Annotated in this window: 13 protein-coding genes; all 13 read right to left on the bottom strand. The window is 65.7% G+C overall.

Features of this window, described 5'->3' with window-relative positions; all coding sequences use genetic code 11:
• Window positions 1-59: 59 nt before the first annotated feature.
• A complete protein-coding gene (locus AC1DSF_RS09555) occupies window positions 60-983 on the bottom strand; it encodes a LysR substrate-binding domain-containing protein (RefSeq protein WP_478182740.1) in 924 nt (307 codons plus the stop codon).
• 99 nt (window positions 984-1,082) lie between these two features.
• Window positions 1,083-1,712: an NAD(P)H:quinone oxidoreductase gene (gene wrbA, locus AC1DSF_RS09560; RefSeq protein ID WP_478143791.1), complete on the bottom strand. Its 630-nt coding sequence runs from the start codon at window positions 1,710-1,712 to the stop codon at window positions 1,083-1,085.
• 51 nt (window positions 1,713-1,763) lie between these two features.
• On the bottom strand, window positions 1,764-2,714 hold the full coding sequence (locus AC1DSF_RS09565) for a ring-cleaving dioxygenase (protein WP_478143792.1): 951 nt from the start codon (window positions 2,712-2,714) through the stop codon (window positions 1,764-1,766).
• A gap of 30 nt (window positions 2,715-2,744) precedes the next feature.
• Window positions 2,745-3,425 carry a nitroreductase gene (locus AC1DSF_RS09570; protein WP_478182807.1) on the bottom strand — a complete coding sequence of 227 codons (681 nt, stop codon included), beginning with the start codon at window positions 3,423-3,425 and terminating at the stop codon, window positions 2,745-2,747.
• A gap of 168 nt (window positions 3,426-3,593) precedes the next feature.
• Window positions 3,594-4,481 (bottom strand): tryptophan 2,3-dioxygenase, encoded by an 888-nt coding sequence (locus tag AC1DSF_RS09575; RefSeq protein ID WP_478182741.1) that lies wholly within the window; start codon window positions 4,479-4,481, stop codon window positions 3,594-3,596.
• Entirely contained in the window at window positions 4,478-5,884 is a 1,407-nt protein-coding gene (locus AC1DSF_RS09580) for an amidase (protein WP_478182742.1), read from the bottom strand. The genes AC1DSF_RS09575 and AC1DSF_RS09580 overlap by 4 nt, the downstream gene beginning before the upstream one ends.
• A 111-nt stretch (window positions 5,885-5,995) precedes the next feature.
• Window positions 5,996-7,045 carry a glutathione S-transferase family protein gene (locus tag AC1DSF_RS09585; protein WP_478182743.1) on the bottom strand — a complete coding sequence of 350 codons (1,050 nt, stop codon included), beginning with the start codon at window positions 7,043-7,045 and terminating at the stop codon, window positions 5,996-5,998.
• A 174-nt stretch (window positions 7,046-7,219) separates the two neighbouring features.
• A complete protein-coding gene (locus tag AC1DSF_RS09590; protein WP_478124512.1) occupies window positions 7,220-7,843 on the bottom strand; it encodes a glutathione S-transferase family protein in 624 nt (207 codons plus the stop codon).
• 89 nt (window positions 7,844-7,932) lie between these two features.
• Window positions 7,933-8,148: a dienelactone hydrolase family protein gene (locus AC1DSF_RS09595; RefSeq protein ID WP_478143797.1), complete on the bottom strand. Its 216-nt coding sequence runs from the start codon at window positions 8,146-8,148 to the stop codon at window positions 7,933-7,935.
• Window positions 8,149-8,158: 10 nt separating this feature from the next.
• Window positions 8,159-9,034 (bottom strand): hypothetical protein, encoded by an 876-nt coding sequence (locus tag AC1DSF_RS09600; RefSeq protein WP_478143798.1) that lies wholly within the window; start codon window positions 9,032-9,034, stop codon window positions 8,159-8,161.
• Between the two features lie 32 nt (window positions 9,035-9,066).
• Window positions 9,067-10,035, bottom strand: coding sequence for an alpha/beta fold hydrolase (locus tag AC1DSF_RS09605; protein ID WP_478124515.1), 969 nt, complete (start codon window positions 10,033-10,035; stop codon window positions 9,067-9,069).
• 119 nt (window positions 10,036-10,154) lie between these two features.
• The gene (locus AC1DSF_RS09610) at window positions 10,155-11,198 is read right to left on the bottom strand and encodes a LysR family transcriptional regulator (RefSeq protein ID WP_478143799.1); all 1,044 of its coding nucleotides are present in this window, start codon (window positions 11,196-11,198) and stop codon (window positions 10,155-10,157) included.
• Window positions 11,199-11,364: 166 nt separating this feature from the next.
• Window positions 11,365-14,235, bottom strand: a complete 2,871-nt coding sequence (locus AC1DSF_RS09615; RefSeq protein WP_478182744.1) for an ATP-binding protein — start codon at window positions 14,233-14,235, stop codon at window positions 11,365-11,367.
• Window positions 14,236-14,623 lie beyond the last annotated feature (388 nt).

Below are 14,623 nucleotides of genomic sequence, written 5' to 3' on the forward strand. Positions count from 1 at the left end.
CTCTTTGCCAGACGCAGCGTCCATGTTCGTGGACGACGCGACCGTGCCGCGCTGGCACTTCACTCGAAGCTGCGCGGGTGGTCGAAGGCCGTGACGACCGGCATCTCGACGGCGAGGAAATCGACCAGTGAACGCACCGCGGGAAGCAGCCCGGTGCGAAACGGAATCAGCGCCGAGATGCGCGCATCCGCCGCTGACCAGTCGGGCAGCAACTGCTGCAGGACCCCATCGCGCAATTCCGACCTGCAGATGTAGCCCGGCAGCGCCGCGATGCCCAGGTTGGCGCAGGCCGCCTCTTTGAGCGCGACCATGTTGTTGCTTTGAAAGCGTGGGTCGATGGGCATCACGAGCTCTTCGTTGTTCGGCCCATTCAGTTGCCATTGCAGCGGCCCGTTGCGCGCCATCGCGATGCTCGCGTGCTGGGCAAGGTCCGCGGGGCTCTCGGGCACGCCGTTTTGCGCGAGGTACCCGGGGCTTGCGAACAGATACCAGGGCACCTCGGCCAGCGCGCGCTGCACCAGCGTGGAGTTCTGCAGCGGCGCCGTGTGCCCGCGTATCGCAAGGTCGAAGCCTTCGCCCACGATGTCTACGTACCGGTCGGTCGCGATCTCGACGATGCGCACCTTCGGGTACCGGTTCAGGAAAACGGGAAGAATCTCGCGCAGCGCAAACTGCGCAATCTCCACGGCGGTGGTCAGCCGGATCACACCGCTGGGTTCGGCCAGGCGCTGGCGCACCGCCTCTTCGGCCACGTCGGAACTGTGCAGCATCGCGACCGCATACTGGTAGAACTCCTTGCCGATGTCGGTCATACCGAACTGGCGCGACGTCCGGTTGAGCAGGCGCACGCCCAGGTAGCCTTCGAGTTCCTGGACGCGATGGCTCAGTGTCGACTTCGGCAGGCGAAGGGCTGACCCAGCGGCCGTGAACCCTCCGCGGTCGACGACTTGGACGAAATAGAAGACATCCTTCAGATCCAGCATCGCAATCCTGGTGAGAGCGCAGGCAAATCGCGCCGCATGTGCAGCGACAGCGCTGCCGTCGAGGATAGCGCCGCCGCTGCCTGTCCGCTATTGCCTGTCTCAGGCGGCTTCGGCCACCGGCTGCACCACACGCAACGACCGCGCCACCGAAGCAACACGCCGGCCCTGGTAGGTCGCGACGGCGAGGTCTTCGGCGCCGGGCATGACCGAGTCGCGGATGGAGACGTGGGTCGCGCCATAGGGCGTGCCTGCCGCGAACATCGCCGGATCGGCATAGCCCAGCGGCACGATGATCAGGCCCAGGTGCGCCATGGGGCCGTACAGCGACAGCAGCGTCGACTCGTTGCCTCCGTGCCTGGAAGAGGTCGAGCCGAACACCGAGCCGGCCTTGCCGTTCAGCTTGCCCTGGAACCAGAGACCGCCGAGCGAGTCGATGTAGGCCTTGAGTTCGGCGGCAATGGAGCCGAAGCGCGTCGGTGTGCCGAAGACGATGGCATCGGCCCATTCGGCGTCGGCCTCGGTCGGGGCTTCGTACTTGGCGTTCATCTCGCTGGCCCGCTCGGACCATTCGGGCACCTGGCGCATGACCTCGGGTGCAACGAATTCCCGCGCGCGGCGAAGGCGCACTTCCGCGCCCTCGGCCATGGCGCCTTGCGCGAGGGCCTTGGCCAGAAGCTCGGTGGAACTGTTGCGGGAATAGAAAGCGATGAGAACCTTGGGTTTGGACATGGGTTGACCTGTATGGGAAGCTAGGGAAAAAAGAAGGTGCCTTGCACGTCGTCAGACGGCGATGGGCTCCAGGCGTGCAAGCAGCTCGTCCTTGCGCTCGCGCAGCCATGGCGGCAGCTGGAACTCCGCCCCGAAGTGGCCGGGCTCTTCGTCGATGGCAAAGCCGATGTCGGTGGTCGCCGCCTCGAACATCACGCCGCCGGGCATCTTGAAATACATCGAGCGGAAGTAGTTCCGGTTGACCGATTCGGAGGTGTCGATATGACCCATCGACATCAGCTTCTCCTTGATCTGCATCTGTTGCTCGACGTTGTCCACCGCGAAGGCCACGTGATGGATCGTGCCCTCGCCGTAGATCGACGAGCCTTGCAGTCGGTCGGGTTCGTGCACGAACTCGACGATGGTGCCGGGCTTGCCGTCGGCGGTCTCGAAGCGATGGTGCGGGCCGGCTTGGCCGGCGTAGTGGAAGTCCAGCGCTTCCTTCATGAAGATGATGGATTCATCGACCTCGCGCAGCGACAGCGTGATGCTGTGCACGCCGCGGATCGCGACCTCGGCCGGAATGTCGTCCGCGATGCAGGGCGGGCGTGCGTCCTTGTTGGAGGCCACAAGATCGAACTCGATGCCGCAGGGATGCTGAAAGCGTTGGCGCTGCTCGCCGAAGCGCTCGACGACGTTCTTGTCGAAGGTCACGCCATGGGCGCTGAAGCGGTCGCGCCAGAAATCCAGCGAGCCTGCCGGCACCGAGTAGTTGATGACCTTGATCTGGCCCGAGCCGCGGCGCCCCTTCACGCCCTTCTGCTTGAAGGGGAACGAAGTGACCAGCGTGCCGGCGTCGCCCTGTGCGTTGCCGTAATAGAGGTGGTAGACCGGTTCGTCGCCGTCCAGCAGCACCGTTTTCTTGACCAGGCTCTGGCCCAGTAGCTTCACGTAGAAATCCACGTCTTCCTGTGCGCCGCTGACGCACGCGGTCAGGTGATGAAAGCCTTTGATGATCGACATGTGTGTACCTTGTGTGAATGCGGTTGGTGGCTAGTGGGTGAACGAGGCGAATTGCTCGACCGGTGTTTTGTGCAGGGTCATGCGGTTCTCCGGCATGCCGTTGTTGGCCCAGCCCAGCGACATGCCGGCGATCACCATCTCGTTCTGCGGAATGCCCAGCTCTTGCCGCAAGACGTGGTGTTGCAATGACCAGATCTGCTGCGGGCAGGTGTCCAGGCCCCGACCTCTGGCGGCCAGCATGATGTTCTGCAGGAAGCAGCCGTAGCACAGGAAGCTGGCCCATTCCAGACGCCGATCCATCGTGAAGATGATCCCGACCGGCGCATCGAAGAACAGGAACTGGCGCTCCACGTCGCGCAGGCGCCCGGTCTTGTCGCTGCGATGCACGCCCTGTGCGTCGCCGAGCTGGCCGCGGAAGGTGTTGAAGCGGGTGCCGTAAGGTTCGTGCAGCGGCTGGGGGAAGAAGGGGTACTCCGGGGCCAGCGTGGCATGGTTGGCACGGAACTCCGCCACGGCGGCCCGGGTGACACGGTCGCGGGTTTCTCCGGTCACGACATAGCAGCGCCACGGTTGCGTGTTGCTCGAACTGGGTGCGTGGCTCGCGGCCGACAGGATGTCCTTCACTGTGTCGATGGGAACGGGCCGGTCGAGAAAGCCACGCTTGCTGCGCCGATCCCGGATGAGGTTATCGATGAAAGGTGCCGAATTCATTTCCAGAATCTCCATCAGTAGGTTGGCTGACATGGTTGTCTCTTGCGGTGTTGTTGTTGAATTCACGCGATCTCGTGAAGGCTGGGGAAATCGTAGGCAGACGGCTGGCGCCTGAGAAGACGTTGCTTCTTGCACGCACGGTCCGACAATCGCGAACGATCAGGGTGTTCATTTCCCCTGCCGGGCCATGTGAGGGCACACGGGTGGCGGATCACCGATGAAGGTGCGCGCCGACCAGAGTTCGGGGAACGGAATCTCGTCCATCGTGGGAGCGAGCCACGCGACGCCTTCGGTGCCGAAGTACGCCGGCCGCGCACCGAAGGTTCGCCGCGTCGCCATCAGGTGGCGGAATTTCCAGTTGCAGAAGCCTTCGGCAATGTCGGCCAGGGTCTCGCCGAGCTGCTGGAGCTCGATGTTCGCGTGCGGGTCGGCGTAGACCTGGCGCCAGGCCTGTTCGACGTCGCGACTGGGCTTGTAAGGCGCGCGCAGGTCGCGTGCGAGCACCTCGGCCGGCACGTTCAGTCCACGACGCTGGAGGAACGCGAGCACGTCGTCATACAGGCTGGGTTCGCCCAGCGCCTTGTTGAGCTGTTCCCAGCGATGGGGTTGCGGCTCGAAATGCTGCAGGTGCTCGGCCTGCTTGATGCCCAGCAGATAGACCATCTGCCGGTAGGTCCACCCTTGGAGCGCCGTGTCCTTGCCGTGCGTGGCGACCGCGCGCGAAAGGATGGCGAGCAGGTCATTCGGCGTCATCCAGTCGATCGAGCGCCAGATGGCGTCCAGCGGCGCGTGGTGCGCAACGACGCGCTGCAACGTGCGCCAGGCCTGCGGCAGATCGTCGGCCCGCAGGAAGGCCTGGGCCGACTGGATCTCCTTGATGATGAGCATCCAGTAGAGCTCCGACACCTGCACATGCACGATCCAGGCGTGCTCGCCCGGATGGTCGCTGACCGTGCGCTGCAGCGAGTGCAAGGTGTCGGTCTGCATCCATGCGCTGTAGGGTGTCTGGCCGGCCGCAGGACGATCGATGGTCTGAGGGGTGGGGGTGTCGCTCATGGTGTGCTCCTGGTGGTGGGGGGATACGTCATCGATGCGCCGGCGTGCAACAGGCGTTCGATCTGCTGTGCGATCTGCAGCAGGGCGCCGTCGTGGCCCGGCTTCGCCACGATCTGCAACCCGACGGGCAGCCGGCCGTCGCGTACGGCAAGGGGGATCGAGAGGGCGGGGAATCCTGCGAGGTTGAAAGGCGCCGTGTAGGTCATCAGCGCCTCGCGCACCGTGCCGGACCATGGGCCGATGTCGATCGATGGCTGGCCCACTCGCGGTGCGATGCAGGGGCAGGTCGGCAGCACGAGACAGTCGAGCACCGACATCGCGCGATGCAGCCGGGCGGTGAAGTTGCGCCGCGTCTGCTGCGCGCGCGCATAGTCGCCCAGCGTGAGGGTCCTGGCGCGCTCGAGCCGTTCGATGGTTTCGCGGCCGTAGTGGGCTGCGATGCGATCGACGTCGTTGCGCCGGAAGTGCTCGACCCCGCCTTCGGTGAGGACGATGTGCGCAAAGGCCTCGAACACGCCGTCGAACAACCCGGGCGCATCGAGCGCCGTGCACGCAAAGACCTGGCCGAGGCTCGCCACGGCGGCGTCGAACGCGTCCGCGACGTCCGAGCCCAACGGCACGGGTGCGATCTCGCGCACCACGCCCAGGCGCACGGAGGCCGGGACGGCGTGCTGCGGCATGTCGATGGCGAAGGCAGCCGCCAGCATCGCGAGGTCGTCGACCGTCGCGCCAAGGAAGCCGGGATGGTCCAGCGTCGGCGCCAGTGGAAAGATGCCGCGCGTGGACAGCGCGCCGTAAGTCGGCTTGAACCCCACGACCGCGCACAGCGCGGCCGGGATGCGCACCGACCCGCCGGTGTCCGTGCCGAGGCCGGCCGCCACGGCGCCGCAGGCGATGGCCGCCGCGGCGCCGCCGCTGGAACCGCCGGGAATGCGTGTGCGGTCCCACGGATTCAAGGCGTCGCCGAAGGCGGCGCTGGCGGTGGTGACGCCCCATGCGAATTCGTGCGTGGCCGTCTTGCCGATGGGAATGGCGCCGCGCTCGGTCAGCGTGCGCACGATGTCGGCGTCCGCGGTCGGAACGTGCCCCATGTAAGCCGCAGAGCCATAGCTCGTTTCGACGCCCTGGGTGTCGATCAGGTCCTTGATCCCGATGGGCAGTCCTTCCAGTGGCCGCTGCCGGCCTTGCGCATAGCGCCTGTCACTTTCGGCCGCGGCGGCCAGCGCGCCGTCCCGGTCGATGGCTGCGAACGCGCGCAGGTCGCGCTTGCTGGTCTGTGCGGCCTCGAGTGCCTGCTCGACCAGCGCCACAGCTGTGATGCGCCGCCCGGCCAGTGCCTCGAGCGCAGAGCGCGCACCGGGTGCGCGAGGGATCACGGGGGACGTCGGGCGATCGGCGATCAAGGTTTATCTCCGTGTTCAAGAAGGCGTGGGACGAGCGCACCCGCCACCACGACATGTCGGGTGAGGGGAACGAGGATGGAAATAGCAGCGGCTTGGCTGCGCAGGGAGACGTCAGGCCGTGGCGTCGACCCGGCAGTCAGCCAGGGCATCCATGCAGCGGGAGTGCGGCATCGAATCGATCGAGGCCTGGATCGACTCCTTGCACAAGGAAGGCCGCTTGGCCAGCGCATCGACATAGCGCGCGACATGGGGCAACGCATCCCACATCCACGCCAGGCCGAGGTAGTTCAGCCGCACGAGATTGACACCCCAGAACACGTCGGCCAGGGAGAAGGCGTGGCCATCGAGGAAAGCGAATGACTCAGCGGCCAGGTCGCGCTCCAGGTCGATGAGCAGCTGCGTCGTCTGCTGGCGCGCCGTGCGTTGGAAGACTGGATCGCGGGATACCTTTTTGCCGCCGCTTTCTTTCACGATCTTGGCGCGGTAAGCCGCCACCAGCTCGGGCTCGCCCGCGTTGTCGGCGATCAATCGCTCCAGCGCCATGACCTTGTAGTCATAGACCGTCTGCATCGAAGCCTTGAGTGCGTCGGGCCGCAGATCCGCATCCGGATGAAAACCGTAGAGCAGGGCGCCGTTGGCGATCCGGTCGACGATGCCGACCTGTCGCAGGACTTGCGCACGTGCATCGGGTGCATCGGGAACGAGCTGGACCGGGGTGCGTGAGACGCCGTCGAGATAGATGCAGATGCGTTGCGAATCGGCAATCACGCGGCCGGTGTCGTAGTCGACCAGCAATGGCACAACACAGGGATCGAAGCCTTCCGAGTCGACCGAGGTCCGTCCGCTGTAGCCGCTGACGTACTCGCGGTTCAATTCACGCGCGGCGACCAGGCGCAGGCGGATGTAGGCGGGGCTGTAGTGTTCAGCCGGAACCAAGCCGCCGCTATCCATGGTGCTCAGGATGCGCATGTCGTTGGAGCGATACGGCAACGCCTTCTCGTGCAGCACCGTGCGCACTTTCTGGGAGCACAGTGAGCTTGCCGCATGGAAGAGCTCGAACCGGGGTTCCGAGCCACCGCCCACGGTGGTGATGCGGGAAGGGTCCGCAACGGCGGCGCGCACGGCGGCGGCCATTTCGATCAGCAAGGCACGACTCGTCATCACATTCCTCATCTGCCTGCGCGGCAGGCACACCAACCAACAATCAATGAGCAGCTTTTCGTTCGATCCGGCGGTGGATGAACGCAGGCAAATCGTAGGGAAGCGGTGGGTGATTGAGAAGGCGTCGGACCTTGTACGCACGGTCCCGGAATGTCGAACGATCGAAGGCGCGATTCAGCGTCCGGCTGCCTGGCCGGCTTCGGGAATCAGGGGCACCCAGCCGCGCTGGCCATGCACGCGTACCAGCCAGTCACGGATGCCGGCAAAGCGGGCCATGTCGTAGCCGCCCTGCTCGGCCAGTGACACGTAGCCGGAAAGTGCGAGGTCGGCGACGGTGTAGTGCGTGCCCACGAGCCATGTGTGCCCGCGCAGACACTGGTCGAGTTTTTCGAGGCCTGCGTACCCGTCGACATGGAGCCGCTCGATGTCCTGCTGCCTTTCCTGGGCAAGGCCTTGCAGGTGAAGCACGCGCGGGATGGCAATGGCTTTCTGGAGGTCGGCCTGCTCGAAGAAGAGCCAGCTCATGACCTCCGCTCGCAGGTACGGGTCGTCGGGAAGGTAGGGCGTTCCTTGGGCAAGATGCAGCAGGATCGCGCCCGATTCGACGATCGGGCGCCCGTCGTCGAGTACCAGGACCGGCACGCGTGAGAACCGGCTGATCCGGCCAAACGCGGGTTCGCGCGCCTCGCCCTTCTGCAGGTCCAGCGTGACGCGCTCGTACGCCAGGCCCAGCTGGCTCAGCAGGATGCGGATCTTCCAGGAGTTGCCCGACAGACGGCTGTCGTAGAGACGCAGCATGGTTGACTCCATCAAGTGATGGCCCGCGACAGGCCGTGCGGCGATTTTCGCTGGAGAAAGTCGTTGTTGCTACGGGTGCGTCAGGCGTTTCAGTGCGGCTGCAGATGAAGCGCCAGGAAATCCGCGGTCCTGCCGTTGGCCAGGTAACCTTGCGCCGCGAGTTCATCACAGGTCTGGCGCATGTCGGCGTTGACGCCAAAGACTTCGTGGATGACGACGATGGCTGGCGCGGGAAGTTTCTGCGGGCGGGCGACGTACGCGGTGAAGCTGCCGCCGGTGGTGGCGATCCGAAAGGGCGCGTGCATGGTTTTCTCCTCAAGCGGGCTGGTCGGCGCTGAGCCAGAAGGCGACGTTGCGCACGTATTGCTTCGTCGAGCGAAGCGCTTCGGAGAAGCGGATGATTCCATCGCCGGCCGGTTCCGCCACGAAGGAAGGACAACCGGCCGAAGGGTCCCAGTTGTAGTCGGCGAAATGATGAAAGGTCGACTGCGCGATGGCCCGACCACCGTGCTCGGAGTGCTCGAACGCGACCGCGATGTTGAAGCGCCTGCCGGACAGCGAGCTCTGCCCTTCCATGACCACGCGGCAGCTCGAATCACCGGGCGGTACACCGACCGTGCCTTCATGCGGATGCGCGGGAAGGTACTGGATCACACCCGTGGCCGAGCGCCTGTCGCGCATCACCGGGTGAATGCTGCCGACCGACCGGATGCGCTGGTAGTCGCCGTTTGCGCCCGAGTGGTAGTTGGGCCACGAGATGGCGCCCGAGAACGGGTTGTCGACGCATTGGCGATTCGTATCGGGCTCGCAGTTGCGGCTGTGGAAGTGGTGCGCGGCGCCGACGCCATTGAGGTTGCAGATCGAACTGCCCAGGTCCATGTGGTCGCGCGTGACCATGAGGCCGCCGCCGCGACGGCGGAATCGGCTGATGCTCGCACAATCTTCCGGTGTCAGGCCGTCGCCGGTATCCACGGCAAAGAGCCAGAGCTGGTCGAAGTCTGATTCATCCAGGGTAGAGAGTACGGGGTCGGGAACGGTGCGTGACGAACGGTCGCGCGCGGTCACTTGGAAGGCGGGCCGACCGTTGTCGTCCTGCAGCTGCGAGAGAAACGAACCCAGGCGACTGAAGCGCGCGATGTTCCAGTCGTCCGGGTCTCCTTCGATTGTGGTTTGCAGCAAAAGATTCAGCATGGTGCAAGTTCGAGGTCGGTCGTGTGCGTGGTTCAGCTCTTGAGGAAGGCAAGCAGGTCTGCATTGATCTTGTCTTGCATCGTGGCGGTGAGCCCGTGCGGCGCGCCGGGGTAGTAGATCGCCTTGGCGCCTTTGACGAGCTGGACGGACTTCTTTGCCGAGTCGTGGATGGGCACGATCTGGTCGTCCTCGCCGTGCATGATCAGGGTGGGCACATCGATCTTCTTCAGGTCTTCGGTGAAGTCGGTTTCGGAGAAGGCCTTGATGCACTCGTAGGAATTCTTCTGGCCGCATTGCATGCTCCAGATCCAGAACTGGTCCAGGATGCCTTGCGACACCTTCGCGCCCGGTCGGTTGGCACCGAAGAACGGGAGGGCGAACTCCTTGTAGAACTGCGAGCGATCGCCGGCGACCCCGGCGCGAAGGCCGTCGAACACCTCGATCGGGAGGCCTTCGGGGTTCGCTGCGGACTTCAGCATCACCGGCGGCACCGCCCCGATGAGCACGGCCTTGGCCACGCGCTTGCTGCCATGGCGTCCGATGTAGCGCGCCACCTCGCCGCCGCCGGTGGAGTGGCCGACCATCGTGGCCTTCTTCAGGTCGAGCGCCTCGAACAGAATCGCGAGGTCGTCGGCATAGCCGTTCATGTCATTGCCCGACGAAGACTGGCTCGAGCGGCCATGCCCGCGCCGGTCATGCGCGATGACGCGAAAGCCGTTGCGCGCCAGGAAGAGCATCTGTCCGTCCCATGCGTCGGCGTTGAGCGGCCAGCCGTGGGAGAAGGTGACGACGGGGCCGTCGCCCCAGTCCTTGTAGTAGATCTGCGTGCCGTCGGGCGTGGTGATGGTGTTGCTGGTTCTCGAGGGGCTTTGAGACTGGGGCGCTCGGTTGCGGTTTGCTGCGCCGGCTGCTTCTTGCATGCCGAACGCGAGGGTGCCAGTGGCGACGGCAGCGCCGGTCGCAATCAGGTGTCGGCGCGAAGGATTTTGTGTGGTCTTCATGGTTTCCTGCGGTTGAATTTGAAACGTCGGACCACGGTGCGCGAGCGCTGCGAAAGAGGCCGTGGAACGATTGAAATGCTAGGTTCGCCGAGGGCGAGGGGGTAGGCCTGCGCAGGGACTCACGCTGTTGTCGCGACGGCACCAATCCCGGCATCGGCCTGCAGCTTCGGGCTGAGGTCGGTGAGGCAGTCCAGGTCGGCGGCTCGGATCTTCGAAGTCATGAAGTCGATGAACACGCGCATGCGCGAAGGCAGATGTTGGCGGCTCAGATAGCAGATGTAGTGGCCGCTGTCGTCGGGCGCGTACTGAGTCAGGCACGGGACAAGCGCACCGGTCTTGAGCGCCTCGCAGGCCAGGTAGCCCGGCAGTTGGGCGATGCCGTGGCCGTCGAGCACGGCCTGCAGCACCAGGTCCGCGTCGTTGTAGGTGAGCTTGGCCTGCGGCACGAGTTTGCGTGGCTGGCCCCCGATCTTGAACTCCCACTCGAAGATGCGGCCGGACGAAAAGCGAAAGTTGATGCACTCATGCTGGGCCAGCGCTTCCACACTGTCGGGCAGTCCGTGGGCCACCTGGTAGGCGGGGGAGGCGCACAGCAGCAGCTGCATGGGGATGATCTGCTTGGCGATGATCTGGGCATCTTCCATGCGGCCGTTGCGAAACGCGATGTCCACCCGGTCGGAGGTGAAATCGGTCGGCTTGTCGTTGAGCAACAGGTCGATGGTGACCGCCGGGTAGGTCGCGCGAAATTCGCCCAGCAGCGGTGCGACGACCCGGCGGCCGAAGCCGACTGCGGCGTTGATGCGCAGGTGCCCGCGGGGTGGGCCTTGCCGCAGGTCTCGCATCTCTTCCACTGCCTGGACGATCCGGTCGACGCCGGTGTGGCAATTGGCGTAGAAGAGGTCGCCTTCGCGCGTGAGCGTGGTGCTTCGCGTGGTGCGCAGGAAGAGCCGGACGTTCAACTGGTCTTCCAGCTTCTGGACGCTGCGGCTCACGGCGGACCGGCCGATGCCCAGGCGATCGGCGGCCCGTGCGAAGCTGCCTTCCGTGACAACGGCAATGAAGGCAACCACCCCGGCATAGCTGGTGGCGAAGCTGGAGGCCAGCGGGTCCGCGCGTGGCGAGAGGGGGATGGAAGAGGGCGAAGGAAGGGCAGAGGTTGTCATGAGTACGGCTTCTCGGTTCGAGGGATCAGATGTCCTGGATCCCCCATGAAAGCGAAGAGGTCACTCTGCGCGCAAAGCCGTGCCGGGGCCAGTTAAGCCCTGTCAATCCTTGTTATGCCCGGCGTTCCGGCACTGTCCCCGTGAGCCCGATGCGGCGCGGAGCCTCTCAGGTGCGGGAGAGTGCGCGGCGCAGTGCGCGGGCTTGCGCAAGGCCCGGGTGCTCGACGCGAGGCGCCGCGCGCGCGCAGATCAGGTCCAGAAGGTCAAGGGCGTCCTTCCTCTTGGCTCGGCGATCCCACAGCCGGGCGGTGCTGATCGCCGCACGAAATTCCCATCCCAGCGCGCCTTGCTGCCTGGCGGTATCGACGGCACGCAGGTAGAACGCCTCAGCTTCATCGTCGAGGCCGCGCTGCTCGCAGCGCCGGCCCGCAGCGCGCCAGGTCTCGGCCGCGCTCCATTGGCCGTGTCCGGCGCCGGCGCGCGCGATCGTCTCGTCGTCGATCCAGTCGGCGCAGAAGGTCACGAGCATTTCCCTGCGTGGCGCGTCAAACTCGTCGAGTTGCTGCGCGACCTGGCGTATATGCCGGTGGGGGTCGTGCGTGGTGAGCGCCTGCAGGCCCAGTGCATAGCAATGCGCCCACTGGTGCCAGTACACCAAACCTCTGCGCTGGGCCTCGTCCAGCAGCATGCGCACCCATTTGCGCGCCAGTTCCAGCTCGCCCGACCAAAGGGCGACCGGGCATGTGCCGAACAGCGCGAAGCACAGCGACAGCGCATTGCCCCCGGCCTCGGCAAGAGCCACCGCGTGGGTGGCGGTGGCCATGGCCTTCGCCGCATCGCCCTGGAGCCAGAGCGTACGGGCCAGAAAGGCGTTCGATGCGACGGCGGCATCGACCTGGAACAGATTGACGGGTGTCTGGCGCACGGTGCCGCCCACAACGATCGCCGCCTGGGCGCCGGCGCTGGCCGCAGAAAAGTTGCCGCAGAAGTGACTCGCCAACGCGGTCATGCGATGTGCCAGGTTGAGCGCGGCGGGATCGGGGGTCGATTGCGCGAATTCGAACAGCACCTGCGAGTGGTGTAGCGCGGCCGAGTATTCGCCGCGAATCGCATGCAGCACGCAGATACCCCAGCGGGCCTGGAGCTCCAGCACGACCGACCGGACCAACATGGCCACAGCAAGCGCCCGATCGTAGGCGGCGCTCATTTCGGGGACCGGTCCGCGGGTGTGCCACAGCGCATTGCCCAGGGCGATCTGCAGCCATGCCTCTGTCTCTGTGCCCGCACCCGGCGGTTGCACGAGGCATGCGAGCGCGGCGATGACCCGGTCGCGATACTCCTCCACCTGCGAGACGTGAAACCACAAGGGCGCTGAAGCGATGGTGAGCGCGGCGCCGGTTTCCCAGTCGTCCTGCTGCGCCAGGCAGGCGTCCAGCGCACTGCGCACGTCGTCCAGCCGGTGCGCATAGCGTGCGTTCCAGGCCTGTACGGTGAGTTCGCCCGAATCAGACGTCGCGGCGCTCATCAGCTCGCGCATGAAGAGCGCATGGCGCCGCCGCAACGCCGGGCCTTCATCGGTCTGCGCGAGAAGTACGGCGGCGTAGCTGCGCGTCGTGTCGAGCAGCCGGTAGGGCGCGATGCCGTCGCTGTTGTCGAACGACACCAGCGATTTGTTCGCCAGCGAGATCAATGCATCGAACGCCACTTCGGAATCCATGTCCGCCCGGGTGACGCTCAGCGCCGACTCGACATCGAAGCGCCCCCGGAAGACCGAGAGCCGCCGAAAGAGTCGCAGTTCCGCGTCGTCGAGCAGTGCGATGCTCCAATCCAGCGCGGCCGCGAGCGTGCTGTGCCGGGGCAGAACGGCTCGACTGCCGGCGGAGTACAGCCGCATGTGGTCATTCAGCCGGAAGGCAAGGTCGCCGATCGGCTGGACGCCCAGGCGTGCCGCCACCAGTTCGATGGCCAGCGGGATGCCATCGACCTGTCGGGCGACTGCGGTGAGCAACGGGCCGTCGGAATCCTCGAACGCGCGGGCACCCACGGCCTTCGCACGCTCGACCAGCAGTTCGACCGCGGGCGACTCCATGGCTTCGGCCAGGTCGGCACACTGCGCGCCGGGCACCGCGAGCGGCGACAGTCGCTCGACGTGTTCTCCCTCGATGCGAATCGCCTCCCGGCTGGTTGCGAGGATGCGCAAGCCGGGAAGGGCGCCGAGCAGTTCGGTGACAAGAAGCGCCAGCGCGTCGAGCACGTGCTCGCAGTTGTCGATCAGCAGGAGCACGTCGCGGTCCTCCAGGCGCTGCAGGATGGCCCGCGTCGTGTCGGGGGTGTCCGCCGGTGCGTCGAGCGCGCGGGCCACCGTGCTCGCCAGATGGGCCTGCGAGACCAGTGACGAAAGGTCGATGAAAGCCAGCTGCATGGCCGTGCGTTCTGCATGGCATTCGGCCGCATGGATCGCGACACGGGTCTTCCCGATGCCGCCGGTGCCGACGAGGGTGACCAGCCGGCGCGTGGCGAGTGCCGCTAGCACGCGCTCCATGTCGGCGTCGCGGCCCACCAGCCGGGTGAGGCGCTCAGGCAGCTTCGCGAAAGACAGCGCGGGCAGGGCCGCCGCCCGCTGCCGATCCTCGGTCGGCATGCCAACCTGTTCGCGAAAAACCGTGCCATTGAACCGATAACCACGCAGGGGAATGTTCGAAATCCATTCCTTGCAGTTGTCCCCGTCTTGAGGCTCACCCAAAGCCTTGCGAAGCGCGGAGATGTGGACCCGCACACTGGACTCCTCGACCACCACCCCGGCCCAGACGGTGGCGAGCAGCTCGTCCTTGCGCACGACTTCGCCCACACGTCTGAGCAGTTGCAGCAGCAGCTCGAACGAGCGCGAGCCCAGGCGCACGCTATGCCCGAGTCTTTCCAGCCGGCGCTGGGACTCCCAGAGGATGAATGCGCCAAAGCGCCAGCGCACTTCGCCCGGCCCCTGCGCCGCGCCGTCATGCGCCTCCCCTGGCGTGGGGCGCGCCGCGATGTCGTACATGTCACCCACTCGCGAGCCCTCGCAATGCCTGCGCTGCGGGCAGGCCCGTGCGGCGTCGGACGGCGGCGACCCGCCAGCCCGCGATGGGAAATGCCTCGAGCGCAGATTTTTTCATTCGATGATCCAGTCAAGAAGATGAAGGCCGCAGCCATTCAGACCCACGACGGGGGAGGAACTGCCTGCCTGGCGGCCGGGGACACGCTCCTTCAAGATGCAAGACGGCCAGGCCTGGGGTTTTGTGACGGGGGCGATGTGCGCCTTGCATGGGCAGCAATCACCGCCGTCGGCGTTGTCGAGCGATTGGATGCGATGAGGGGCGGTTCAGGAATCCGGTTCGGGTGAACGAAGCGTCCTGAGATCACGAACGATGTGCCGCGGCCGGCTCTGG

The sequence above is a fragment of the Variovorax sp. 01N429 genome (assembly GCF_056399425.1).

Bases quoted from the DNA above. Each gene is read 5' to 3' on its own strand.
- AC1DSF_RS09555 (WP_478182740.1), bottom strand. From the start codon at position 983: ATGCTGGATCTGAAGGATGTCTTCTATTTCGTCCAAGTCGTCGACCGC.
- wrbA (WP_478143791.1), bottom strand. From the start codon at position 1,712: ATGTCCAAACCCAAGGTTCTCATCGCTTTCTATTCCCGCAACAGTTCC.
- AC1DSF_RS09595 (WP_478143797.1), bottom strand. From the start codon at position 8,148: ATGCACGCGCCCTTTCGGATCGCCACCACCGGCGGCAGCTTCACCGCG.
- AC1DSF_RS09600 (WP_478143798.1), bottom strand. From the start codon at position 9,034: ATGCTGAATCTTTTGCTGCAAACCACAATCGAAGGAGACCCGGACGAC.
- AC1DSF_RS09575 (WP_478182741.1), bottom strand. From the start codon at position 4,481: ATGAGCGACACCCCCACCCCTCAGACCATCGATCGTCCTGCGGCCGGC.
- AC1DSF_RS09585 (WP_478182743.1), bottom strand. From the start codon at position 7,045: ATGACGAGTCGTGCCTTGCTGATCGAAATGGCCGCCGCCGTGCGCGCC.
- AC1DSF_RS09565 (WP_478143792.1), bottom strand. From the start codon at position 2,714: ATGTCGATCATCAAAGGCTTTCATCACCTGACCGCGTGCGTCAGCGGC.
- AC1DSF_RS09605 (WP_478124515.1), bottom strand. From the start codon at position 10,035: ATGAAGACCACACAAAATCCTTCGCGCCGACACCTGATTGCGACCGGC.
- AC1DSF_RS09615 (WP_478182744.1), bottom strand. From the start codon at position 14,235: ATGTACGACATCGCGGCGCGCCCCACGCCAGGGGAGGCGCATGACGGC.
- AC1DSF_RS09610 (WP_478143799.1), bottom strand. From the start codon at position 11,198: ATGACAACCTCTGCCCTTCCTTCGCCCTCTTCCATCCCCCTCTCGCCA.
- AC1DSF_RS09570 (WP_478182807.1), bottom strand. From the start codon at position 3,425: ATGAATTCGGCACCTTTCATCGATAACCTCATCCGGGATCGGCGCAGC.
- AC1DSF_RS09590 (WP_478124512.1), bottom strand. From the start codon at position 7,843: ATGCTGCGTCTCTACGACAGCCGTCTGTCGGGCAACTCCTGGAAGATC.